This window comes from Mycobacterium shunyiense (genome assembly GCF_058270075.1).
Genome location: NZ_JBZDPU010000006.1, coordinates 131,094 through 152,257 on the forward strand (window position 1 = coordinate 131,094; position 21,164 = coordinate 152,257).

Consider the following 21,164-nt stretch of genomic DNA (forward strand, 5'->3'; position numbering starts at 1 on the left):
CGCGGCGGGCTGGGCCGGAAGTTTCGTGACACGTTACGGGAAACTGTTGAACTGTAACGCTAACAGTAACTCTGTTGAGAGTGTTTGAAAAGCACAAAATAGGTGCTGATCAGGTCGTGATGTCCGTGTGGGTTACCTGATGGCGGCGTCGAGGAGTCCCTCAAGCCGGCCAAGGTCGCTGTCCAGTTCAGAGGCTGTCCTGCGCACCACGGCGACGTCTTTGCCGATGAATTCGCCGACCCGCTCGATGAAGGCGTCGGCCGAGCCGGTGGCGGCGATACCGCCGAGGGCGCGGCTTGCCGCACTGCCGTGCGTGAGGGCGGTCAGCAGTGTCGCCTCGTCGATGCCAAGCCGATCGCCCAGGCGCACTCCCTCGGCCACGGCGCCGATCTGCGCGGCGAACAGCGCGTTGTTCACCAGCTTCACCCGCTGCCCGGCACCGACCGGGCCGACGTGCAGTACCGGATCGGCATAGGCCGTCAGCACCTCACGGGCGCGGGCTATCGCGTCGGCGTCACCACCCGCGAACACCGTGACGGTGCCGGCCGCGATGTCATGCGGTCCGCCGCTGACCGGAGCGTCGACGACGGCGATGCCCCGCGCGGCCCCGCGCTCGGCGAGGGCCTCGGCGGTGCGAGGGCTGCCGGTGGTGTGCAGCACGAGCACCGACCCGTCCGGCATCTCGTCGATCAGGCTTGGGCAGAGGTCCCGGACCTGATCATCGGTGAACACACAGACGATCGTCACGTCGGCGCCCGTGACCGCCGCTAGTGGTGAGCTCACCGGGTCGGCGCCGAGTTCGGCCACCGCAGCGCGCTTTTCGTCGTCGCGGCCCAGGACCCGTACCTGGTGCCCGGCACCGGCCAGGCGGCGCACCATCGGTGCGCCCATCCGGCCTGCTCCGATGAAACCGACGCGCATCAGCGGGGATGGTTCATGATCGCCAGGGCGTTGTCGGCGGCATCAAACACTGCCCCCTGGGGAGCTGAGGCATCGTCGGCCAGGCTGGCGGCATGCCTGCAGTCCTTCTGCAGCAGCGCGCCGGCGATCGGTGCCAGGTTGTCCAGCGTCCCGCCGAACATCGCGATGCTGTTGAGCGCCTTGCTGGTGGCCGAACCGCGCGAGATCACCTCGCACAGTGCCTGACGCGGAACTCCCAGTGCCTCACCGAGTTCCAGCGCGCTCATGGCCGCGCCCAGGTTGGCGCTGAACAGCAGGTTGTTGAGGATCTTGGCGACCTGGCCGGCGCCGACGCCGCCCAGGTGCACGATCGGGTCGGCGTAGGTGGCGAACACTGGACGCACGCGCTCGACGACCTCCTCGTCGCCGCCGACCATCACCAGCAGAGTGCCGGCGGAGGCAGCGGGCTCGCCACCGCTCACCGGGGCGTCGATGACGGTGATTCCCTGGGCGGCAGCCTTTTCCGCAAGCTCGCGGCAGGTGTCGGGGTGCACGGTCGAGTGAATGGCGATGACGCCGCCCGGGGCCAGTCCGGCCAGCACGCCCGTCTCGCCGTCGAGCACCTGACGGACGTCGTCGTCGCCCACGACGCACAAGCAGACCAGATCGCTGGCGGCAGCCAGTTCGGCAGGGGAGCCCGCGGTCTTGGCGCCGGTGTCGGCGAAGGGTTCCAGCGAGGCCGGGCGCCGGGCCCAGAGGGTGGTCTCGAACCCGCCTTCCACGATCCGCCGCGCCATCGGCGCCCCCTGGCTGCCCAGCCCGATAAATCCGACTCGCATCAACCTGCCTCCACTTCCAGTTCGGTATTCACAGTGCCTTTCGCCGGCTCGGGGCCACGGTTGGCCACGCACTCATCGGCGAACGACAGCACCTTGCGGTGATAGGTATCGGCGGTCAGTCCCACGCTGAGATTGTGTCCGCTGTCGGCCAGTTCGCCGGTCTCTACCCGCGGCGAGACGGTGAACATCGCAGCGATCCCGGCCAGTGCCTCGGCATCGGACTCCCAGACGTTCTCGTACTCGCCGGCGAGGAACTGCACGGGAACGGTGGTCTGCCCGGCCAGTGCCGGAAACTCCTGCCGTGACCAGGTTTTGACGACATCGCCCTCGTAGGCGGTGCCGCCCGCCGACAGTCCGGCGCCGATAACATCCGGCGGATAGAGCCGGGCCGGTTCCCACAGCAGCTCGCGCAGACCACGCGGCCGGTTCACCGGTGAGGCGTCCTTGAGCAACTCCTGAGCGGCAGGGTGATACCGACGGCCGGTGCCGGCCAGGGATACACCGAGCACTTCGGGCCGTTGGACGGCCAGGTGCAGGGCCAGCTCACAGCCCATCGAATGGCCGAGGACGAACAGGTCAGCCGTACCGGTGATCCGCTGGATTGCCCCGAACGCCAACGCGACCCGCTGTTCGGGTCGTGCCATGGCGTCCGGGTAGGCCGCCGACGCACCGTAGCCGGGGCGGTCCAGCGCGATTGCGGTGTACCCCTGGTCGACTGCGGTCCGCAACAGGGACAGCCCCGGGTGACCGGGGCAGTCGAAGTAGGCCGACGTGGTGGCGCCACCGTGCAATGCGACGACGACGGCGCGCGGGTCGGGGGACTCGGCGACCAGGGCTGACATCGGGACTCCGTCGACCATCACCACTCTGGGGTGCGGATCGGCCTTGCTCGCCGTCGACGTCACGGCTAGTCGTCCCTGCGCATGAGCAGCACACCACTGGGGGTCAGGCCGCCGCTGCTGGCCACGGCGACGCGCACATCCTTGACCTGACGTTCGCCGGCCTCGCCGCGCAACTGCGTGACGGCCTCGTGGATCAGCCCCATGCCGTGGGTACGGCCGTGCGAGAGCTGACCGCCGTGGGTGTTGAGCGGGATGATGCCGTCGCGGGCGATGTTGTGACCGCCGTCGAGGAAGTCCTTGGCCTCGCCGATGCCGCAGAAGCCCAGCCCCTCCAGCCAGGACAGGCAGTTGAAGCTGAACCCGTCGTAGAGCTCGGCCACGTCGACATCGCTGGGCCGCAACGAGGTTCGCGACCACATATGTGCACTCTGACCCAGCACCTGAGGCTCGTGGGTGAGCGTGGTCTGGTCCCAGTCGAGTCGTTCGATGATCTGGGTGCCGACGGCCTCGAACAGGATCGGCGGCTTGGCCAGATCACGCGCGGCGTCCACAGCCGAGACGATGACGGCCACCGCACCGTCACACGGCACGTCACAGTCGTAGAGGCCGAACGGCGTCGTGATCATGCGGGCCGACAGGTAGTCGTCCATGGTCAGCGGATCGCGGTAGATGGCGGTCGGGTTCAGCGCGGCATTGGCGCGCTGATTGAGCGCGATCCAGCCGAGGGTCTCGCGCGTGGTGCCGTACCGGTCGAAGTGACGGCCGGCGTTCTGCGCCAACGTGTGTGCCGCCGAGGTGGACCCGAACGGATGCTGCCAGTTGTCGCTGCGGCCACCCATCGGAGGGGACATCTTGCCCTCCTTGACCAGCTGGCCGAAGGTCGCCTCCCACAGTGTGCGGAAGCACAGCACATGGCGTGCCATGCCGGTGGCCACGGCCATCATGGCCGCGATCACCGAGCCACCCGGACCGAAGGTGTCCATGCCGCCGTTGATCCAGGTCGGCCGGAGCCCGAGTGCGCCCTCCAGGGCGCTCACGCCGCCTTCGCCCATACCGGCGATGGCCAGACCCGGGTAGGTGGAAAGTCCGTCGATGTCGTCGAACGTCAAACCCGCATCGGCGACCGCTTTTTCGGCGGCGTCGATCGTGAGCGCCAGGGGCGGCACCATCTGTCGACGACCGATCTTGGACATCCCGATGCCGGTGATGGCCGAGTGATCCTCGAATTTCTCCTTGGTCAGCATCGGCCGGACGTACTTGGCGACGTCCTGGGGCGCGACGGGTTCGGCGACCGGCGGGGTGGAGGTGGTGTCGGACGACGGCTTGAACACCGGCAGCCAGACATCCTCGATCTGCTGGAATTCGACCTCGACGGGCATCCCGAGCTTGAGGTCCTCGGAATCGCAGTCGACGATGTTGGTCGTCAGTCGGACGCGGGGATCCTCGGCGATGGCCACCTCGGCCACCACGTACGGCGGCGGCAGATCCGGGAACCCGAAACGGTGGTTGACCGTGAACCCGGCGAGCGATCCGCGCCCGGACACGTCACGCACGCCCATGTTGCGGCTGCGGCAGTACCGGCAGACCGGCTGTGGCGGGTGGATGAGGGCGCTGCAGTCCTGGCACTCCTGGATTCGCAGCACCCCGTCGGCGCCCGCGGTCCAGAAGTACTCGTTGAGCGTGGTGACCGTCGGGAGCGGACGTCCCGGTATCTGTGACAACTCGACTCCGGTGGTAAGCGGGTTATTCTGTGTGGAGAATCACGTTACCAGTTTCCGGGATCGGTGATCCAGCCTCTACGCATCCGAGCCGGGTCAACCCGCCTCGCGCTCCGTCCGCGTTTCCTTCAATTCGATGATCGCGTGCACGGGGCAGTCCAGCAGGGCACGTCGGACCGCGTCCTCGTCGGCTTCGGGGATGTTGCCGTCGCCTTGAAGTGAGGCGTAGCCCCAGTCGTCGAGCGGGAAGTACTCCGGTGCGTGCTTGGCGCACAATCCGAAGCCATCGCACAGCGTGCGATCGAGCTTGACCTTCATACCGCCACCACCGCCTCCAGGGACTCCACTTCGTACGGCCGTGCAGCGGTGAAAGCGCCGGAACGGCAGGTCTGACAGCCATTTTCGAGGTGGCGCTGCACCAGATCGGGGAACTGGGCCAGCAGGCTGGCTGCCACATTGGCCGCGCCGTCGAGCGTCGCGCAGGCGCCGCGGCCCCGCAACACCACCGACCACCGCTTGAGCCGATCGAGATCATCCTGGGTGGCGTTGCCGTCGCGAAGTCCGACGGCAACCGCGGCCATCGCGGCCGTCCCGTTGAAGCACGACCCGCACTGGCCGGCGTTCTCGCGGTCGAAGTAGGCCAGCACCGACGCGGCGACCGCCACCGGACACTCGTCGGTGAGGATGCCGATCGCGCCGCAGCCCAGCCCGCTGTTCAACGCCCGCACTGACTCGTGATCCAGTGCGGCTCCCACGATGTCGCGGTTGACCAGCCCGGCGAAGTACCCACCCATCAAGGCTCCGCGGACGTTGTCGGGGGATACCCCGTGCAGCGTCAGCAGATCCGCGAACGCGATACCGTGCGGCAATTCGTACAGTGCGGGTGCTCGTCCGGCACCGGTGATCGTGGCCAGGAAGGTTCCCGGTGAAGCCTCGGTGCCCAACTCCCGGAACGCCCTCGCGCCGTGCTGGTGGAGGTAGGCCAGGTGGGCCAGCGTCTCGACATTGCTGATCAGTGTCGGCTTCCCGTCCACCCCTTCCTCGAACGGGCGTGGGGGTTTGTCGGTCGGCTTGGCCGGTCCGCCGTTGACCACGTGCACCGCCGCAGTCTCCTCGCCCGCGACGTAACCCGGTGCGACGGTGAGTAATTCGATTCTCACACCGTCCCGTTCACGCGGGCTTTCGTCGAGCGCCAGCTCAACACTGTCGGCTGCCGCCGAATCCGATACATACACCACGGCGCGGTCGGCGCCGACAATCCCGGCAGCGAGCCGGAGACCGTCCAGCACGACATGTGGGCGGTTGCGCAGCAACCAGCGATCTTTGATCGAGGCCGGCTCGCCCTCTTCGCCGTTGGCGATCACTACCGTGCCCGACGCGTCCCGCCCGTTGGCGCGCACCGTCTGCAGTTTCACCGCCAACGGAAAGGCCGCGCCACCCCGGCCCAGCAGCCCGCTGGCGTGCACCTCGGCCAGTAGGTGATCTGGATCGGCAAGGGCGCCATAGCCTCCGGACTGCTGGTACTCCACTAAGCTCTCCGGCCGGTCGCGGAGCAGACGCGGGGTGATTCCCGGCCATACCGCGACGCTGAGTTCGGCTGTCATGGTTACATCCCGTCCCCGGTTAGGCTTACCGGCATGAGAACTGCGGTGGTGCGCGTCGGAGTCGACCCGGCTGGTGAGCTCGGCGCGGAACAGCTGTCCGACGGCATGGCAACGCTTCGTGAGTTGCTGGGAGACCGGGGCGCCGAGGTGCTGGACAACCAGCTCGCCGAACTGCCCGCCCATCGCCGCGAGGTCGAGGTGCTGATCGCCGGCAACGACGCACCAGAGTTACAGGCCATCGCGATGGAGCTGTGCGCCAAGGCCTTTGGCACCAGTCCCGCGGCCGGGGTGGTCACATTCGTCAGCCGCGGCACCGATGAGGATGTCCGGGGTGTGCTTGCCGGGTTCGGCTTGTCGGGCGACATCGTTCGATCGGTCGATGGTGAAGGCTGGGATGTCGTGACGGTGACCCTGGACAAAGCCGATCTGGCCCGCATCCCGGAAAGCCGCGTCCACACCGCTCTCGAGGCTTCGTTGAACTGCGAGGTGCACATCCGGACGGTGTGACGGTACGGCGGCACCGGCGTCACGAGGACCTCAGGAAGTCGATGATCGCCGGCGCAGCTTGCACCCAGGTATCGAACAGGCAGAACGTCTTACCGCCGCTTTGGGCGAACCTCTCGCCCGCACGCTCCCAGGCGTCCTCGGGCCAGGGGGGATCGATCAGCTCGGAACCCTTGATCAGACAACTCACTTCAAGCGAGGTGCGCTTGGGATGATCCCAGTCGTTCTCGCCACCACGAATGATCAGGGTGGGCACGGTGATGTTGTCGAACATCTCGTCGGGAACACCTGGAATGGTCTGTCCGGGTTTCGACACGAACGCGTTGAGCCAGCGCAGCATGACCTTGAGGAACTCGTCGGCGTCGAGGTCGAGCAGGCGTTGTCTGTTGGCCGGGTTTTCGGCGATCCGCTCACGCCATTCCGGCACGTTCAGCAGCCCCTCGATCCCGAGCCCGCGCACGGCCAGGATGCTCGGAGTCACGTAGTGGCCGCCGAGTACGAACGACCCGTACACCCCGCCGACGATGTTCCACACCACCAGCTTTCGCACGATCTCGGGATAAAGCATGGTGGTCAGCATCGAGTCCCGCGCACCACCGGAGCCACCGAGGATGAAGCACGGCCCGATGTCAAGGCCGGTGATCAGGTGGTACAGCGTCTCGGCCCGCATGTGCGATTCGCTCTGCCCGTAGAACTGCACGTCCGACCTGCCGCAGTTCGGCCGGTCCCACAGCAGCACCCGGTAGCCGCCCTCGACGAGGGCCTCGGCCAACGGCCGCAGGCCCGGAATGTCCTTGCTGAACCGGCCGCCGGGAGTCAGCGCGATGAAATCGCCCTTGTCGCCGAGAATTTCGTAGACGACGTTGCCGCCGTTGACCTCCATGGTCTTCTCGCCCGGCTTGAGTGGACGAGTCACCGCCAGATCCGTTGATTCGCTCGCAAGCTCGCTCATGCCATCACCAACACATCATCTCCAACCACACGGACCGGGTAGGTACGGATACTCCATTCCGGCTTCACCGCGGTGGTGCCGGTTGCCAACTCGAAACCCCATTGGTGCCAGGGGCAGTAGATGTACTCCTTGTCGCGCACCATCACCGCGTCGCCGGGCACCTTCTCGTCGACCACAGTGCGGCCCCGGGCGCGCCCCGAGCACAGCGGACCACCCTCGTGGGGGCAGTAGTTGGCGATGGCATAGAACGTGCCGTTGACGTTGTACACGCCGACGCCGTGACGGCCGATCGGTACGAGTTTGTGCGTGCCCGGCGGGATTTCGTCGACGGTGGCGACGACATGCTCGCGTCCCTGCGCGAGTCGGGGGCGCTTCTCGGGCTGCTGCACAGATTCCCCGGTCGCTTCGCTCCTGCCCTCCGGAATCATCAGAACACCCGGGCCTGTCCCTCGAGGACCGGAACGGTCTCGGGCAACTTGTAGGTCTGGATGCCATTGCGGAACATGATGGCCTCGCGGGCGTGCTCGGGCAGATGCTTGACCAGCCAGCGCGGGTCGTCGAACGTCCAGTGCGGGTAATCGCTGGAATACAGCAGGATCTTCTCGCACTCCATCCACTCGAATGCCCGGGACAGCTCGGTCTTGTCCTCGGGGTAATCCAGCGGCTGGGTGGTGAACTTGATGTGGTCCTTGACGTACTCACTGGGCTTGCGCTTGATGTCCATCCAACCCTTGCGGGCTGCGTAGATGGCATCCATCCGCCACATCAGCGGCAGGATCCAGGTGAACGCATGCTCGACGAACACGATGCGCAGCGTCGGGAACCGGTCGAAAACCCCGTCGAAGATCAGGCTCATCACCTGGTTGGCCGCCAACAGTGAGTAGCTGACCATGAAGTCGTGGTTGTAGCTGGGCAGCCCCACCGGCGGTGTCGGCAGCGTCTCGTACTCGCCGCGGGACAGGTGGCAGCTCACCGTGATGTCGTGCTTGGTCGCCGCGGCCCAGATCGGGTCGTACTTCGGGTCACCCCACGACGGGCGGGGCTCAGCCTTCATCAGAACCTGGGCCATATAGGGGTGTTCGGCCCACTGCTCGATCTCGGCCACCGCGGTCTGCGGCTCCTCGATGGCGACACAGATGGACCCCCGCCAGCGCTCGTGCCAGTTGTTGTGACCATCCAGCCAGTGATTGGCCAGCCATAGGTTGACCGCGGTGCAGTAGGCCGCGGTGGCCTCGCCCAGTCGGTGCTCGGAGTGTGTTGGTTCGAGGATGGCGATGTCGGAGCCGGCTTCCATGATGAGCTGACGCAGCGCCATATCCGGATCGCTGCAGGCGAATTCACCGTCGGGAGGGAAAGCGTCCACTCGCATGGCATAGGCGTGTGCGTAATCCGGCGCGTCGTAGTAGATCTGCTCGCCGACCTTGTGGCTCAGGAAATACTTACTGCGCCATGGCTCGGGGATGTACTCGATCAGCTCACCGCGGCGCGGCATGGGGTGTACGTCGGAGTCGACGCACCGGACTGCAATCCGCTCGGCTGCAGGCACCCGGGGGTTGGTTGTGACGGTCATCTGTGCTGTGCCTCCCTCGAATACCTACTGCGCCGCAACTGCGGACGCCGAACCGGATGCAACCGCATCCTCTAGCCCGTAAAGCTCTGCGGCGTTGCGCCACAACAACTTGTCGCGTTGTTCGGGGCTGAACGCACTCGGGATCTCCGGTTCGTTGAGCTGCCAGTGTGGATAGCTGGAGCCGTACATCACCATGTCTTCCTTACCGGTGAAGCTCAACCACTCGCCGGCGAACTCGGTGTCGCCGGGCCCGTCGAGGGCGCCCTGAACGAAGTAGACGTGGCCGGGCAGATAGTCGCTGGGCATCTTGGGCGCCCACGGGGTCTGCTCGAGGTGGGGACGGCCGAAGCAGTCCATCCGCCACATGAACGGGGTCAACAGATCTGCGGCGCCGTCGGCCCAGACGAACTTCAGTGTCGGCGTCCGCTCGAACACGCCCTCGGCGATCATGTTCATCAGGTGATAGATGTAGTTGAGCGCCATGAAACCCAGGTACTGCTCATAGGTCCTGGTCTTGCCCGACGGGGTGGGCGCGAACTGGATACCCGCCCCGCCCTCGATGTGCACCGCCACCGGCAGACCGGCGGCGGCGGCCGCGTCCCACAACGGCCAGAACTGCGGCTTGCCATACAGTTCGCGCGACTGCATCGGGATGCCGATCTGCACCACGCGCGGGTGGTCCTTGTACTTGTCGATCTCGCGCAAGGCGCCGACGATGTCGTCCGGGTTGACCCGGATGGTGCCGCGGAACCGCTCACCGTGCTCGGGGTGCTCAAGCCAGCGGGTCACCATCATCGCGTTGTGCGCGGCCGCCAGAGCGGTTCCGAGGTGACGGTCGGGCATGATGCCGCGGGTCATCGGGTGCAGAACCGCGATGTCGACGCCGCGGTCGATGAACAGATGCTGCGCGGCGATGTCGGGATCGGAGCCCGGGTACTGGCGATCGGGCCCCTTGGTGCCCTTGGCGTACTCGCCACCGGGTGCGCCGTACCAGTTCATCTCGTAATCGGGGAAGCCGCGACTGGCGAACGGCTCTTTCAGGAAGTTCTGCCGCAGGTCTTTGTTCGAACCGAAGAAGACATGCACGCTCGCGTCGATAACCGGCGTTCGCGCACTGCCAGGTTGTGCAGGGTTGTTGATCGCCAAGACTGTCCTCCGATGTTCCGTCCGGAAACGAGCTGTGCACACCGCGATGGGCGACGTGCTTTTCACGCCGGACCGTATCGCCAGTCTAGATCCATATTCTTCTATTGCAAGAACATAGTTCTCGGATGACGGCAGGGCTTACGTGCAGGTAGCTGCGGTGCTGGTCGGTCGCCTAGCGGTGAGTTTCCGAGAACGGCCACTTGCCAGAGGAGAATGTCACAACATAGAAAGAGAATGATATTCTCGTCCGGACGTGACAGTGCAGCAGGAGGCGACGGGTGCTACTCGAATTCGATGCCGATCAGCGGCTATGGCAGGAAACCGTGCGCGATGCGGTGACCAAACAGTGCCCGGCCACGCTGGTCCGTGAGGTGGCCGAGCAGGGTGTCGATCCGACACCGCTGTGGCAGAGCTACATCGACCAGGGCTGGACCGAGCTCACCGACTCGGAGAACGCCGTCGAGTTGGCGATCGTGCTCGAAGAACTCGGTCGGGCCACCGATCTGACTCCCTACCTGGCGACCATGACGCAATACGCACCTCTGGCGGGGGATCGCTTCGACGCGGCTCGGGCCGGCACTGCGGTCTACCGCGGTGTGGCGGCCAACCGGGATGCCACCGGCTGGGTGCTGACGGGAACCGCCCATCACGTCCTCGACGGCGACCGCGCCCAGAACCTCGCCGTGGTGACCGACGGTGGTGTGTTCCTGGTCGACGCGGCTCAGGTTTCCGCCAAGCGCAGCGCGGTGTTCGATCCGGTGTTGCACGTGGCCGAGGTGTCATTCGACAACGTTCTTGTCGATGACACGGACCGCCTGCACGTCGACACCGAGAAGGCACACCATCTGGCTCTGACCGGGATGGCCATCACGATGGTCGGCGCCTGTCAGCGGGCGCTCGACCTCGTGCTCGACCATGTGAAGCAGCGGCAGCAGTTCGGGGTGGCGATCGGGTCTTTCCAGGCCGTGCAGCACAAGGCTGTCGACATGCACGTGGCGATTGAGCGGGCCCGCGCGCTGGCGTATTTCGCCGCACTGACCATCGCCGCCGATGACCCGCGCCGTCGACTGGCGGCGAGGATGGCCAAGGCGGCCGCCGGGGAGTGCCAGACCGTGGTGTTCCGCCACGGTGTGCAGTTGTTCGGTGGGATGGGTTTCACATGGGAGAACGACGTGCAGTTTGCGCTCAAGCGGGCCAAGGCCGGCGAGCTGATGCTGGGCGGCGCTGCCGAGCACCGAGGCGTGATCGCCGCTGAGTACCGCACGACCTACAGGGGACTGTAAATGCAGCTGACATACGATTCCGACGTCGAGGAGTTCCGCGCCGAGTTCTCCGCGTTCCTCGATGCGAACCTGCCGTCGGAGGCCGACACCTTGGAGCGGCCTCGTTCGGTCTCGCACATGCCGCAATGGGCCCGCGATTGGCAGCGGCTGCTCTTCGACAACGGCTATTTGCTTCCGGCCCAGCCGCCTGAGTTCGGTGGACGCAACGCTTCGGTGGTGCAGACCTTCGTCCACCTCGACGAGCTGTGCCGTCGCCGGATCTACCACAGCTTCAACCCGCAGGGCGTCAACATCATTGCGGCATCACTGCTGACATTTGGCTCCGACGAGCAGAAGCACCGCTGGGCGGTACCGGTGCTGCGCGGTGAGAAGACTGCCTCGCTGGGGATGAGCGAGCCGAGTGCGGGTTCTGACCTCGCGTCGTTGCGCACCCGGGCTGTCCTCGATGGTGACCATTTCGTCGTCAACGGACAGAAGGTCTGGACCTCGGGCGCGCACGACGCCGATTTCTTGCTGACGTTCGTGCGTACCGACCCGGATGCGCCGAAGCACAAGGGAATCAGCGTGCTGATCATCCCGACGGACACCCCCGGGGTGGTGTGCCGGCCGTTCGCCGACATGACGGGGGAGGAGAACCTCGACTTCAACGAGGTCTTCTTCACCGACGCCCGGGTGCCGGCCGAGAACTTGGTCGGTCCGCTCAACGGCGGCTGGGGAGTGGCCAACGGATCGCTCGGTCACGAGCGCACCATGATGTGGCTCGGTTTCGCCGACCGGATCGACAACATGCTGGCCGACTTCCAGCCCAAGACCGAGCTGGAGCGCGACCAGTACGCCACTACGATCATGGACTATCAGGCCTTGCGCGCCATGGGATCTGCGGCGCTGGCCAAGGCCTCACGTGGCGAAGCGGACACCGCCTCTGTGTCGGTGCTCAAGCTCTTCGGTTCCGAGGCCGAGCGCAACGCGTTCGAGAACGCGCTGACCGCGGCCGGCCCCGACGGGTTGATCCACCCCACCACGTCGGGCCCGTACGAGCACATGAATCTCGACCACTACTTCGCGAGCTGGTTCGAGCGTTATGCAAGGAGTTTCGGCGGCACCATCGCCGGTGGGACTTCGGAGATTCAGCGCAACATCATCGCCACCCAGGTGCTGGGGTTGCCCCGCCGCTGAGGCCCATGGCGCAAATTCGCGTCGTCATACCTGCGCTGTCACGCTGGAGTGGCTTTCGAGCCCGGGAGTCACTCCAGCGTGACAAATGCGAGGTGATCAATTCGCACCGGTGACGCGGAACAAAACTTAGGTTACAGTCGGCGTGATGTTCACGCTGCGCTTCGATATGCGTGCTCCACATACTCCGGCGACCGAGCTCTACGGCGCCGCGATCGACATGTGCGCCTGGGCCGAAACCCGCGGCGCGGTGATGGCGGTGCTGTCAGAGCATCACGGCACCGCCGACGGGCATCTGGCGGCGCCGCATATCCTCGCCTCGGCGATCGCGGCCCGCACCAGCAGTCTGGCGATTCTGCTTGCCGCCGTACCGATTCCGTTCTGGGATCCGGTGCGCCTCGCCGAGGAGATTTGTGCGCTGGACATCATCAGCCGGGGTCGGGTCTCCTGTGCGTTTGGGATCGGACACCGTACCGAGGAATACGAGCATTTCGGCGTGGACATGAGCATTCGCGGCAAGCTGGCCGACGAGAAGCTGGCGCTGCTGCTACGACTGCTGGCGGGGGAGACCGTCGATCACGACGGCCGATGCATCACAGTGACGCCCATGTGCGCAAGTCCGTCCGGACCGTACCTTCTGATCGCGGGCGGTAGCCGGGCCGCAGCGCGACGCGCGGCACGGCACGGCCTCGGGTTCATCTCGCAGACGGCCACTCCCGGGCTCAAGGAGTTCTACGAGGCCGAATGTCGAGCCAACGGCCACGAACCCGGCGTGATCCAGTTCCCGGTACCGAATACCCCCACCGCGATATTCGTGGCCGACGACCCGGACCAGGCGTGGGATGAGTTGGGGCCCTACCTTCTTCATGATGCACGCACCGCGGCGTCCTACCGACACGGTGACGATACGGTCGCCAGCATCTCCCGAGCCGACGATGTGGCGGCGCTGCGGCAAGCCGACGGGCCGTATCGAATCCTGACCATCGACGAGGCCGCTGGCTACCTCCGGGACGGCAGGCCACTGCCGCTGCTGCCGCTGTGCGGCGGGCTGCCTCCGGATGTCGCCTGGCCGTACCTCGAGCGGGCAGCCGCGGCCGCCCAATCCACATGACCCGACTACGAAGGAGTCGAGAATGCCGACACCCTTACGGACCGTCGTCTGGGCAACCGGCGGTGTCGGGTCGATCGCGATCGACGCAGTCGCCCAGCGCCCGGATCTCGAACTGGTCGGCGTCTGGGTGCACTCGGAGACGAAGGTCGGCCGGGACGCGGGTGAGCTGGCCGGACGGGCGCCGCTCGGAGTCACCGCCACCGGCGATGCCGATGCGCTGATCGCGTTGTCTCCCGACTGCGTGGTGTACGCGGCGAGCGGCCCGGACCGCGACGCCGGCGCGGTGCCGGACTATCTGCGACTGTTGAACGCCGGAATCAACGTCGTGTCAACGACTTCGACGGCACTGGTGTACCCGCCGGCGTACTACTCCGCAGAATGGCGAGATCAGCTGGAAGCCGCGGCCAAGGCCGGGAACTCGTCGTTCTATGCGTCGGGCGTATTTCCCGGGTTCGCCTCGGACGAACTGGCACTCATGCTGGCAACCCAGTCGAAGAAGATCGACCGCGTCACGGTGGCCGAGGTGTCCCTCAACGACCACTATCCGGTGGCCGACGTGATGATGGACGGAATGGGTTTCGGGCGTCCACTGGATTTCGAACCGATGCTGAAGACCCCCGGTTTCATCGAGATGGCCTGGAAGGCGCCGATCTATCTGATGGCCGATGCGTTCGGGGCGGAAGTGTCCGAGATTCGCGGCTCGCTGGATCGCCAGATCACCGAGCGTGACATCGAGGTCGCTTTCGGCACTATCCCGGCGGGAACCTGTGGTGCAGTATGCACACGCGCTGTCGGCATGGTGAACGGCCGGGAGGCCATCGTGATCGAGCACATCATCCGGATGTCGCGCGACGTTGCACCCGATTGGCCGGCATCAGAATTCGACGCCACCTACCGGGTGGACATCGAGGGAGATCCCGACATCCACTGCGTGATGAACCTGGGGGAGGCCGACGGACACGGTGCCGGGCAGGCGGCAATGGCGGCCACCGCGATGCGGGTGGTCAATGCGATTCCCTACGTCGTCGACGCACCCGCAGGATTGTTGAGCTCACTCGACATACCGAATACGTTGCCGCGACACGCCTTCGGCTAGCCCACAGTCAGCGCGCGACGACACCGCGCAGGCTCGTATCACGCACATGGATCTGCGCCGCCCGGGTACCCAACTGCCGCAGGATGTTCTCGGGGATCCAGCCCACACAGATCACGGACCGGGCCAGCATCTCGTTCGACGGACTGTCGATGCTGATCTCGCCGGCCCTGATCCCTGCGGCGAGCAGTGACTTGACCTGTTTGACGCGCTGCGTGAACAACCAGCCGGGGTTGGGGGTGTCCGGCGGGGACTGGCGCATCCATGCGAGCTGGATCCTGAACTCGTCTCCGAACTGGTCCAGCGCGTTGGTGTGAATCCAGCTCAGCGCGTCGAGCTTTTCGATCGTGGTGCCCTCGGATCCGAGGACTTCGGTCCAGCCCACGGCGATCTTCTCCCCGAAGGACTGCATGATGGCCGCCAGCAGTTCGTCCTTCGACCCGATCAGCCGATAGACGGTGCCGGTGCCCATACCTGCGGCCGAGGCGATATCCCGCACGGTCGTACCCTCATAGCCGCGCCGGCCGAACTCCGCCCGCGCTACCGCGCGGATATGGGCGGTCTTGTCATCGGCCTCGGAGGCGGCCTCCTCGATCCAGGTCCGCACCACGGCGTCGGCCGCGATGAACGGGACGGACCTGTCGAGTTCGGTGTCGGTGGGCCGGCCGGTGGCCAAGCCTTCCAGCAGAATCCGGCACAGCAGGGTGGCGACCTTCTCCGGTGCGGCGTTGTGGCGCATGACGTCGAGGCCGACCTGCAGCATGGTCTGGCAGATCCGGTCGGCCAGAACGGCCAGATCGATATCCGAGCGCAGGTAGCCGGCCCATCGGGCGGCTCGCAGCGTCTGCTGCATGGCATCCAGCGTCGCCGTCGGGCGGCGCTGTGCCAGCGCGACGAGGTCGGGGTTGGAACTCGGGCTCTCGTAGAACGACATCTGAAGAGCGGCACGGTGTGCGACGGCGCATCGCGCGATATCCGAGCCGAGCTCGGCGATCCGGTCGAACGGCGATGCCGGATCGGGGCCGTCCAACCGGCGCTGGGCGTGCTCGGCGATGCGGTCGAGGTCTTCGTGATACCGCTCGAGCAATTCCACCAGGATGGCTTCTTTGGATTCGAAATGGTGGTACAGGCTGCCCGGCAGAATGCCTGCCGCGTCCGCGATCTCCTGCAGCGATGTGCGCAGGCCCGACGTGGCGATCAACGTGGCGGCGGTCTCGAGGATCTCGGTCCGGCGCGTGCGATCCTCCGCTACGGTGCCGGGTTCGGTTGCGCGACCTGGGGTGCGCTTGAGCGTCTTGCGCTCCCCAGGGGTTACCTGGGGACGGCCCACAGCGGCTCCACGATGATTGCTGGCTCCCGTCATACGATTTGGGTTTCCGACCCAATATTTGGTTAGAGGCTACCAGAACAGCGCTGGTGCGCCGGGGATCCCGTGAAGCCAAAGACGCCGGTAGACCCTGCACGGCCGGGTTCCGGGCCTTGCGCCGAACGTGCCGACGGCAACGCTGTCGCCGGACTCACCCGGTGACGCCGAGCCGCTCGGTAACCGCGAATACCTCGTCGTAGATCGACCCCGGCACTGTGAACGGCTCTGTCGCAGCCACTTCCGACAGATGAGCGGCGACATCGTCGGCGGTCGGGTTGCTGCCGGTGGGTGCCAGCCAGCCCTCACCCAGCCCGACGAACACCCGGGCGAACCGTCCGGCGCAGGCAGAGAAGTTCTGATGGCTGAACTCGCAGTCACGGCTGGCCAGGTACACCACCAAGGGTGCCACCAGCTCAGGCCGGATCGCCTTGAAGAAGCCGTTGCCCTCAAGCGCTTTCGGGTCGCCGAGGGTCTCGGTGACCATCCTCGAGATGCCGAACGGCAGTACGGTGTTGGCCAGGATTCCGTGCGGCGCGCCCTCGAGCGCGATCACATTGGCGAGGCCGACCAGGCCGGCCTTGGCTGCAGCGTAATGGGCTTCGAGGTGCTGGCCGAACATCCCTGCCGACGAGGCGATGAACACGAACCGGCCGTAGCCCTGGTTCTTCATGACCCGGAACGCAGGCTGGGACAGGTAGAAGCCGCCGTCGAGGTGCACTCGCAGCATGCGACGCCAGTCTTCGGGGGAGAGCTCGTCGAACGGGACGCTGTTGAAGATGCCCGCGTTGCTGATCACTACGTCGAGCCGACCGAACTGTTCGACGGCGGTGCGCACGATCGCCTCGCCACCTTCGGGGCTGTCGACCGAATCGTAGGACGCCACCGCGGTACCGCCGGAGCCGACGATTTCGTCGACAACCTGATCGGCCACCGCGACGTCCGAACCGTCGCCAGACATGGACCCGCCCAGATCGTTGACCACCACTGCGGCGCCGCGCCGTGCCAGCTCGAGAGCGTATATCCGGCCGAGGCCGCGGCCGGCACCGGTCACCACGGCGACCTGGTCGTCGAAGTCGATCACTTTGTAGCCCTTGCCAGTTGATGTTCCGGGTCGGTTGATTGACTCCGGTCGGCCCGAACTCTACGGTGGAACAGATATTTGGTCAACGGGGTGCGGAGGTGGAAAGTGCCCGGTGGCGGTGACGACGACGGCCGGTTCGCCGGGCTGGGCATGCTGGCGTCCGCCCTCGCAGCTCGTCCGGTTGCGGTGACGGCGGCCGCCCCGGGGGCCGCGCCGTGGACCGATGGCAAGACCGTGTTCGTCGATCCGTCGGCGTCCACGCGTACGCAGCTCGAATCGGTGGCCGTGCAGGCATCACTGATTGCGGCAGGCAGCCTGGACCCTGATGTGCTCGGAGCCCTGGTCCGTCATCGGCGGTTGGCCGGCCGTTATCTGGCCGTCGAGGGACACCGCGCGCTGTTGGTAAACCGCGCACTCCTGCCGAATTCCCTTGGCGCCATTGCGGACCCGAGGGTCTGCGAGGGTAGCGATTCACCCGCAGCGTCCCTGGCGATGGCGAGCGGCAAGGGTGCGTTACCCGATCCGCCGACGGGATTCGGTGCGATCCAGGCCAGGAAGGTCCTGGCGGCGTGCGCAGCGGCCAAGCCTGTAGATGAGCGGTCGGTGGCACATGTGCCGCGGCGCGATGAGAAGCAGGAGCTCGAGGAACTCGATGAAGACGACGTCGACGACTCTGATGACCCCGATCTGTTCTCCAGCCCGGTCGGCGGGGGTGGAGCCATTGGAAAATGGCTCAAGAAGCTCTTGTCGTCGTCCCGCAAGACAGGTGGCAGCAGTGGGGGGCCGCCGGGTGCCGATTCGCCAACACACCGAACCAACTCGACGAAACGTGGGGTGCACGCGGTCTCCTCGCTCGCCACGGTGTCGTCGGAGGAAATCGTCGACATCAAGACCGACGGGGTGAAGTATCCGGAATGGAACGCCGAACGCCGCGTCTATCGACTCGACTGGTGCACCGTCCGCGAGGCTGACCCGCAGATCAAGCCACACGCGACCCAGCAGATCGAGGACGCGATCAGCGTGCGGCGCCCCCTGGCGCGTCTTGGCATGGGACTGCATCGGCGTCATCGGCAACCGCAGGGCGACGACATCGACATCGACGCCGCGCTGGAGGCCCGGGTCGAAGTTCGGGCCGGATCGGTGCCCGACGAGGCCGTCTACCTGGACAGTCTGCGTCGCCGGCGGGACCTGTCGGTGCTTTTGCTGTTGGACATCTCCGGTTCGGCCGCTGAGCCGGGCACCGTCGGGCGCACGGTGCATCAGCAACAGCGGACGGCAGTGGCCCATCTGATGGTGGCGCTTCACGACCTGGGTGACCGGGTGTCGCTGTACGCCTACTACTCCCAGGGTCGGTCGGCGGTGACGATGGTTCCGGTGAAACGGTTCGACGACCACCTGGATGCACAGGTGTTCCGGCGACTGAACAGCCTTGAGCCGGGCGCGTATTCGCGTCTCGGAGCGGCGATCCGGCACGGCTCGGCGGTCTTGGAGGAGCGTGGTGGCACCTCGCGGCGGCTACTGGTCGTGCTGTCCGACGGACTGGCCTACGACCATGGTTACGAGCGCGCCTACGGTGCTGCCGACGCCCGACGCGCCTTGACCGAGGCTCGGCGTCGGGGGACCGGTTGCGTGTGTCTGACCATCGGCGCCAGCACCGACGTGGAGTCGTTGCGTCGGGTGTTCGGGAGTGCCGCTCACGCCACCATCGCCAGTCCCGATCAGCTCGCCGGCGTGATCGGGCCGGTGTTCCGCTCCGCGATTCGTTCCGGCGAGGTTCGTCGCCGAGTGTCGTGATATGAAGGCCCAGAATGTCTTTGGGGCTGACCGGATATGAGCAGCCGCGTTGTGAAGAATGGTTGAAACAAACATCTGTTCCACGATAGGCTCACTTCCGTACCGCAGCGTCGCGGCTACGACGAAAGGTGTGTTGATGGCCAACGAGTCCGGGCTCGCTCACCAGAACGGCGCCAGTTCGCAGGCCCTGAGTGCACGTCCCTATTACCGACCGGTCGGCAACGAGGAGATAGTGTTCAAGGCGGCGTACCGCCAGGGCCTTTCGCTGGTCTTGAAGGGGCCGACGGGGTGCGGTAAGACGCGCTTCGTCGAGGCGATGGCTCACGATCTCGGGCGCCCGCTGATCACCGTCTCCTGTCACGACGACCTCACCACCGCCGACCTTGTGGGTCGGTATCTGCTACGCGGCGACGAGACGGTGTGGGCGGACGGGCCGCTGACTCGCGCTGTGCGAGAAGGTGCGATCTGCTACCTGGACGAGGTGGTCGAAGCTCGGCAGGACACCACGGTGGTGCTGCACCCACTGTCCGACTACCGGCGCCAGTTGCCCATCGAACGGCTCGGCATCACGCTCGATGCGGCACCGGGATTCGGTCTGGTCATGTCCTACAACCCGGGCTACCAGAGTGTGCTCAAAGACCTGAAGGACTCGACGCGCCAGCGGATGGTGGCCATCGAGTTCGGTTTTCCGGATCCCGATGTCGAAGAGGGGATCATCGCCCACGAAGCGGGCGTGGATCATGCCACGGCTGTCGAGTTGGTGCGGTTCGGCCAGGCGATCCGGCGCCTGGAGACCGGCGGCCTGCGTGAGGTCGCATCGACCCGCGTGTTGATCGCGGCGGGACGGCTCATCGCCGAAGGCCTGCCGGTCGCGGTGGCGGCAAGGGTGGCGATCGCGGGACCGCTCACCGATGACGTTGCGGTAGGTCGCGGTCTGCACGAGTTGATCGACGTCTACCTGGGCGGATCCGCATCGGGTGATTGACGGTGTGTCCGGCCGCCATTAGTGTCTGAACAAATATTAGGTCTGCCCACGGCGCCCTCGCGATGAGTGCCGAAACATGGAGGTCAGATGTCGTACGAGAGCACTGCGCAGCCCATCAAAGTCGGCTATTTGATGGATTTCACCTTGCCGCCGGGTTTCCCGGAAGAACTGATGGCCTCGTTCACCCAGACGTTTGAGCTGGTGTTCGAGGAGGCAGTTGAGCAGGGCCTGATGGATCGCCCGGTGCAGATGATCTACCGCGAGGTGGAAGGGCTGCCGAAGGGATCGGTCAAGGCAGTGATCGACGCCTTCGGTGAGCTCGTCGACGAGGGTTGCCTGGTGGTGTTCGGGCCGAACATCACCGACAACTGCGTACCACTGCGGGAAGCGATCGAGGAGCGCTTCAAGGTGCCCGCGATCAGCGTTACCGGGACCGACGACTGGCTCGGCGAGTGGACGTTCGCCTTCCCCCAGGGATCGATGACCGACGAACCCATCTTCCTGGCGGATCTGATCTCGAAGCGGGGCCTGACCGAGATCGGCGTCCTGGTGGAGCAGAACCTCATCGGTGACAGCTATCTGAAGAATCTACGAACTGCATGTGCCCGCAAGGGTATTCGGATTGTCGCCGAAGCCGCGATCGCGCAGACCGCCCAGGACATCAACGCCGCGGTGAGCACGCTGCACGAGGCGAAGGCAGAGGCGATCGTGCACCTCGGTTTCGGTTTTGGCATTGTCTTCATCAATCCCGCACTTGAGGCCGTCAACTGGGATCCCCCGCGCTTCACCACCACCGCGTTCCAGAACGCGTGGGTCAATCCGATCATGTGGAACGCGCTTCTGGGTTGGGTCGGGGTCGATCAGTACGACGAGGGAAATGCCGTCGGGCAGGCCTGGCTGGACCGGTATGCGAAGCGGTACAACGGGAGTCGCCCCGAGTACTGCGTTTCGGTGGTCAACCACGACGTGGCGGCCACGCTGGTGCGAGCCTTCACCGACGCGCATCCGTTGAGCCCGCGCGGGGTCAAAGAAGCGCTCGAGCGCGTGAAGATGATGCCCGCGGCGTCCGGCGCGCCGGGAACCCGGGTGTCCCTGGGGAAGTGGACGCGACGCGCATGGATGGGGCCGGGATATCTGGTCGCGCGGACCCTTGATGCCGACGGCATCAACTCGCACCTCGTCGACCGGTTCGGGGCGGAATGA

General features: G+C 65.9%; 20 protein-coding genes. 8 read left to right on the forward strand and 12 right to left on the reverse strand.

Going from position 1 to position 21,164, the window contains the following annotated elements:
- Positions 1-132 precede the first annotated feature (132 nt).
- From AC4ELH_RS05125 to AC4ELH_RS05150, 6 genes are all read right to left on the reverse strand, one after another.
- Complete coding sequence (locus AC4ELH_RS05125) at positions 133-921, reverse strand: NAD(P)-dependent oxidoreductase (protein WP_064884094.1); 789 nt, start codon at positions 919-921, stop codon at positions 133-135.
- On the reverse strand, positions 921-1,739 hold the full coding sequence (locus AC4ELH_RS05130; RefSeq protein ID WP_055115937.1) for an NAD(P)-dependent oxidoreductase: 819 nt from the start codon (positions 1,737-1,739) through the stop codon (positions 921-923). Before AC4ELH_RS05130 ends, AC4ELH_RS05125 begins: the two co-directional genes overlap by 1 nt.
- Complete coding sequence (locus tag AC4ELH_RS05135; RefSeq protein WP_064960171.1) at positions 1,739-2,599, reverse strand: alpha/beta fold hydrolase; 861 nt, start codon at positions 2,597-2,599, stop codon at positions 1,739-1,741. Before AC4ELH_RS05135 ends, AC4ELH_RS05130 begins: the two co-directional genes overlap by 1 nt.
- Positions 2,600-2,646: 47 nt before the next feature.
- Positions 2,647-4,302: a thiolase C-terminal domain-containing protein gene (locus AC4ELH_RS05140; protein ID WP_064884092.1), complete on the reverse strand. Its 1,656-nt coding sequence runs from the start codon at positions 4,300-4,302 to the stop codon at positions 2,647-2,649.
- 93 nt (positions 4,303-4,395) lie between these two features.
- The gene (locus AC4ELH_RS05145) at positions 4,396-4,617 is read right to left on the reverse strand and encodes a ferredoxin (RefSeq protein WP_064884089.1); all 222 of its coding nucleotides are present in this window, start codon (positions 4,615-4,617) and stop codon (positions 4,396-4,398) included.
- Positions 4,614-5,903 carry an NADH-ubiquinone oxidoreductase-F iron-sulfur binding region domain-containing protein gene (locus AC4ELH_RS05150; protein ID WP_498883394.1) on the reverse strand — a complete coding sequence of 430 codons (1,290 nt, stop codon included), beginning with the start codon at positions 5,901-5,903 and terminating at the stop codon, positions 4,614-4,616. The genes AC4ELH_RS05145 and AC4ELH_RS05150 overlap by 4 nt, the downstream gene beginning before the upstream one ends.
- Before the next feature lie 33 nt (positions 5,904-5,936).
- On the opposite strand from AC4ELH_RS05150, the gene AC4ELH_RS05155 reads away from it, so the two are divergent.
- The gene (locus AC4ELH_RS05155) at positions 5,937-6,410 is read left to right on the forward strand and encodes a hypothetical protein (RefSeq protein ID WP_448447993.1); all 474 of its coding nucleotides are present in this window, start codon (positions 5,937-5,939) and stop codon (positions 6,408-6,410) included.
- A gap of 19 nt (positions 6,411-6,429) precedes the next feature.
- On the opposite strand, the gene AC4ELH_RS05160 is transcribed toward AC4ELH_RS05155, so the two are convergent.
- From AC4ELH_RS05160 to AC4ELH_RS05175, 4 genes are read right to left on the reverse strand one after another with little or no spacing between them, the layout of a single operon-like run.
- The gene (locus tag AC4ELH_RS05160; RefSeq protein ID WP_498883395.1) at positions 6,430-7,359 is read right to left on the reverse strand and encodes an alpha/beta fold hydrolase; all 930 of its coding nucleotides are present in this window, start codon (positions 7,357-7,359) and stop codon (positions 6,430-6,432) included.
- Positions 7,356-7,748, reverse strand: coding sequence for a Rieske (2Fe-2S) protein (locus tag AC4ELH_RS05165; RefSeq protein WP_110777436.1), 393 nt, complete (start codon positions 7,746-7,748; stop codon positions 7,356-7,358). The genes AC4ELH_RS05160 and AC4ELH_RS05165 overlap by 4 nt, the downstream gene beginning before the upstream one ends.
- 38 nt (positions 7,749-7,786) lie before the next feature.
- Positions 7,787-8,929 carry an amidohydrolase family protein gene (locus tag AC4ELH_RS05170; protein ID WP_463804778.1) on the reverse strand — a complete coding sequence of 381 codons (1,143 nt, stop codon included), beginning with the start codon at positions 8,927-8,929 and terminating at the stop codon, positions 7,787-7,789.
- A 24-nt stretch (positions 8,930-8,953) separates the two neighbouring features.
- Entirely contained in the window at positions 8,954-10,015 is a 1,062-nt protein-coding gene (locus tag AC4ELH_RS05175) for an amidohydrolase family protein (protein ID WP_110777671.1), read from the reverse strand.
- A 338-nt stretch (positions 10,016-10,353) separates the two neighbouring features.
- On the opposite strand from AC4ELH_RS05175, the gene AC4ELH_RS05180 reads away from it, so the two are divergent.
- The 4 genes from AC4ELH_RS05180 (at position 10,354) to AC4ELH_RS05195 (ending at position 14,738) form a co-directional block, all read left to right on the forward strand.
- Positions 10,354-11,358, forward strand: a complete 1,005-nt coding sequence (locus AC4ELH_RS05180) for an acyl-CoA dehydrogenase family protein (RefSeq protein WP_498883396.1) — start codon at positions 10,354-10,356, stop codon at positions 11,356-11,358.
- Entirely contained in the window at positions 11,359-12,534 is a 1,176-nt protein-coding gene (locus AC4ELH_RS05185) for an acyl-CoA dehydrogenase family protein (protein WP_448448003.1), read from the forward strand.
- A gap of 145 nt (positions 12,535-12,679) precedes the next feature.
- Positions 12,680-13,642 (forward strand): LLM class flavin-dependent oxidoreductase, encoded by a 963-nt coding sequence (locus AC4ELH_RS05190; protein WP_498883397.1) that lies wholly within the window; start codon positions 12,680-12,682, stop codon positions 13,640-13,642.
- Between the two features lie 22 nt (positions 13,643-13,664).
- Positions 13,665-14,738 (forward strand): NAD(P)H-dependent amine dehydrogenase family protein, encoded by a 1,074-nt coding sequence (locus AC4ELH_RS05195; protein ID WP_498883398.1) that lies wholly within the window; start codon positions 13,665-13,667, stop codon positions 14,736-14,738.
- Between the two features lie 7 nt (positions 14,739-14,745).
- Here the strand turns inward: AC4ELH_RS05195 and AC4ELH_RS05200 are convergent, their stop codons facing one another.
- Positions 14,746-16,065: a TetR/AcrR family transcriptional regulator gene (locus AC4ELH_RS05200; RefSeq protein ID WP_064960159.1), complete on the reverse strand. Its 1,320-nt coding sequence runs from the start codon at positions 16,063-16,065 to the stop codon at positions 14,746-14,748.
- A 187-nt stretch (positions 16,066-16,252) separates the two neighbouring features.
- Positions 16,253-17,182, reverse strand: coding sequence for an SDR family NAD(P)-dependent oxidoreductase (locus AC4ELH_RS05205; RefSeq protein ID WP_463794289.1), 930 nt, complete (start codon positions 17,180-17,182; stop codon positions 16,253-16,255).
- Between the two features lie 150 nt (positions 17,183-17,332).
- Here AC4ELH_RS05205 and AC4ELH_RS05210 point away from each other — a divergent pair, with 150 nt between their 5' ends.
- The 3 genes from AC4ELH_RS05210 to AC4ELH_RS05220 all read left to right on the forward strand — a co-directional run bounded on the left by AC4ELH_RS05210 (position 17,333) and on the right by AC4ELH_RS05220 (position 21,164).
- A complete protein-coding gene (locus AC4ELH_RS05210; RefSeq protein WP_498883428.1) occupies positions 17,333-18,976 on the forward strand; it encodes a nitric oxide reductase activation protein NorD in 1,644 nt (547 codons plus the stop codon).
- A 136-nt stretch (positions 18,977-19,112) separates the two neighbouring features.
- Positions 19,113-19,961: a CbbQ/NirQ/NorQ/GpvN family protein gene (locus AC4ELH_RS05215; protein WP_498883399.1), complete on the forward strand. Its 849-nt coding sequence runs from the start codon at positions 19,113-19,115 to the stop codon at positions 19,959-19,961.
- Positions 19,962-20,048: 87 nt separating this feature from the next.
- Positions 20,049-21,164, forward strand: coding sequence for an ABC transporter substrate-binding protein (locus AC4ELH_RS05220; RefSeq protein ID WP_064886222.1), 1,116 nt, complete (start codon positions 20,049-20,051; stop codon positions 21,162-21,164).

Excerpts from the sequence above, each read along its gene's own strand:
- AC4ELH_RS05155 (WP_448447993.1), top strand. The coding sequence starts at position 5,937 with ATGAGAACTGCGGTGGTGCGCGTCGGAGTCGACCCGGCTGGTGAGCTC.
- AC4ELH_RS05195 (WP_498883398.1), top strand. The coding sequence starts at position 13,665 with ATGCCGACACCCTTACGGACCGTCGTCTGGGCAACCGGCGGTGTCGGG.
- AC4ELH_RS05150 (WP_498883394.1), bottom strand. The coding sequence starts at position 5,903 with ATGACAGCCGAACTCAGCGTCGCGGTATGGCCGGGAATCACCCCGCGT.
- AC4ELH_RS05160 (WP_498883395.1), bottom strand. The coding sequence starts at position 7,359 with ATGAGCGAGCTTGCGAGCGAATCAACGGATCTGGCGGTGACTCGTCCA.
- AC4ELH_RS05130 (WP_055115937.1), bottom strand. The coding sequence starts at position 1,739 with ATGCGAGTCGGATTTATCGGGCTGGGCAGCCAGGGGGCGCCGATGGCG.
- AC4ELH_RS05135 (WP_064960171.1), bottom strand. The coding sequence starts at position 2,599 with ATGGTCGACGGAGTCCCGATGTCAGCCCTGGTCGCCGAGTCCCCCGAC.
- AC4ELH_RS05220 (WP_064886222.1), top strand. The coding sequence starts at position 20,049 with ATGTCGTACGAGAGCACTGCGCAGCCCATCAAAGTCGGCTATTTGATG.
- AC4ELH_RS05190 (WP_498883397.1), top strand. The coding sequence starts at position 12,680 with ATGTTCACGCTGCGCTTCGATATGCGTGCTCCACATACTCCGGCGACC.
- AC4ELH_RS05210 (WP_498883428.1), top strand. The coding sequence starts at position 17,333 with ATGCTGGCGTCCGCCCTCGCAGCTCGTCCGGTTGCGGTGACGGCGGCC.
- AC4ELH_RS05185 (WP_448448003.1), top strand. The coding sequence starts at position 11,359 with ATGCAGCTGACATACGATTCCGACGTCGAGGAGTTCCGCGCCGAGTTC.
- AC4ELH_RS05170 (WP_463804778.1), bottom strand. The coding sequence starts at position 8,929 with ATGACCGTCACAACCAACCCCCGGGTGCCTGCAGCCGAGCGGATTGCA.
- AC4ELH_RS05145 (WP_064884089.1), bottom strand. The coding sequence starts at position 4,617 with ATGAAGGTCAAGCTCGATCGCACGCTGTGCGATGGCTTCGGATTGTGC.
- AC4ELH_RS05215 (WP_498883399.1), top strand. The coding sequence starts at position 19,113 with ATGGCCAACGAGTCCGGGCTCGCTCACCAGAACGGCGCCAGTTCGCAG.
- AC4ELH_RS05125 (WP_064884094.1), bottom strand. The coding sequence starts at position 921 with ATGCGCGTCGGTTTCATCGGAGCAGGCCGGATGGGCGCACCGATGGTG.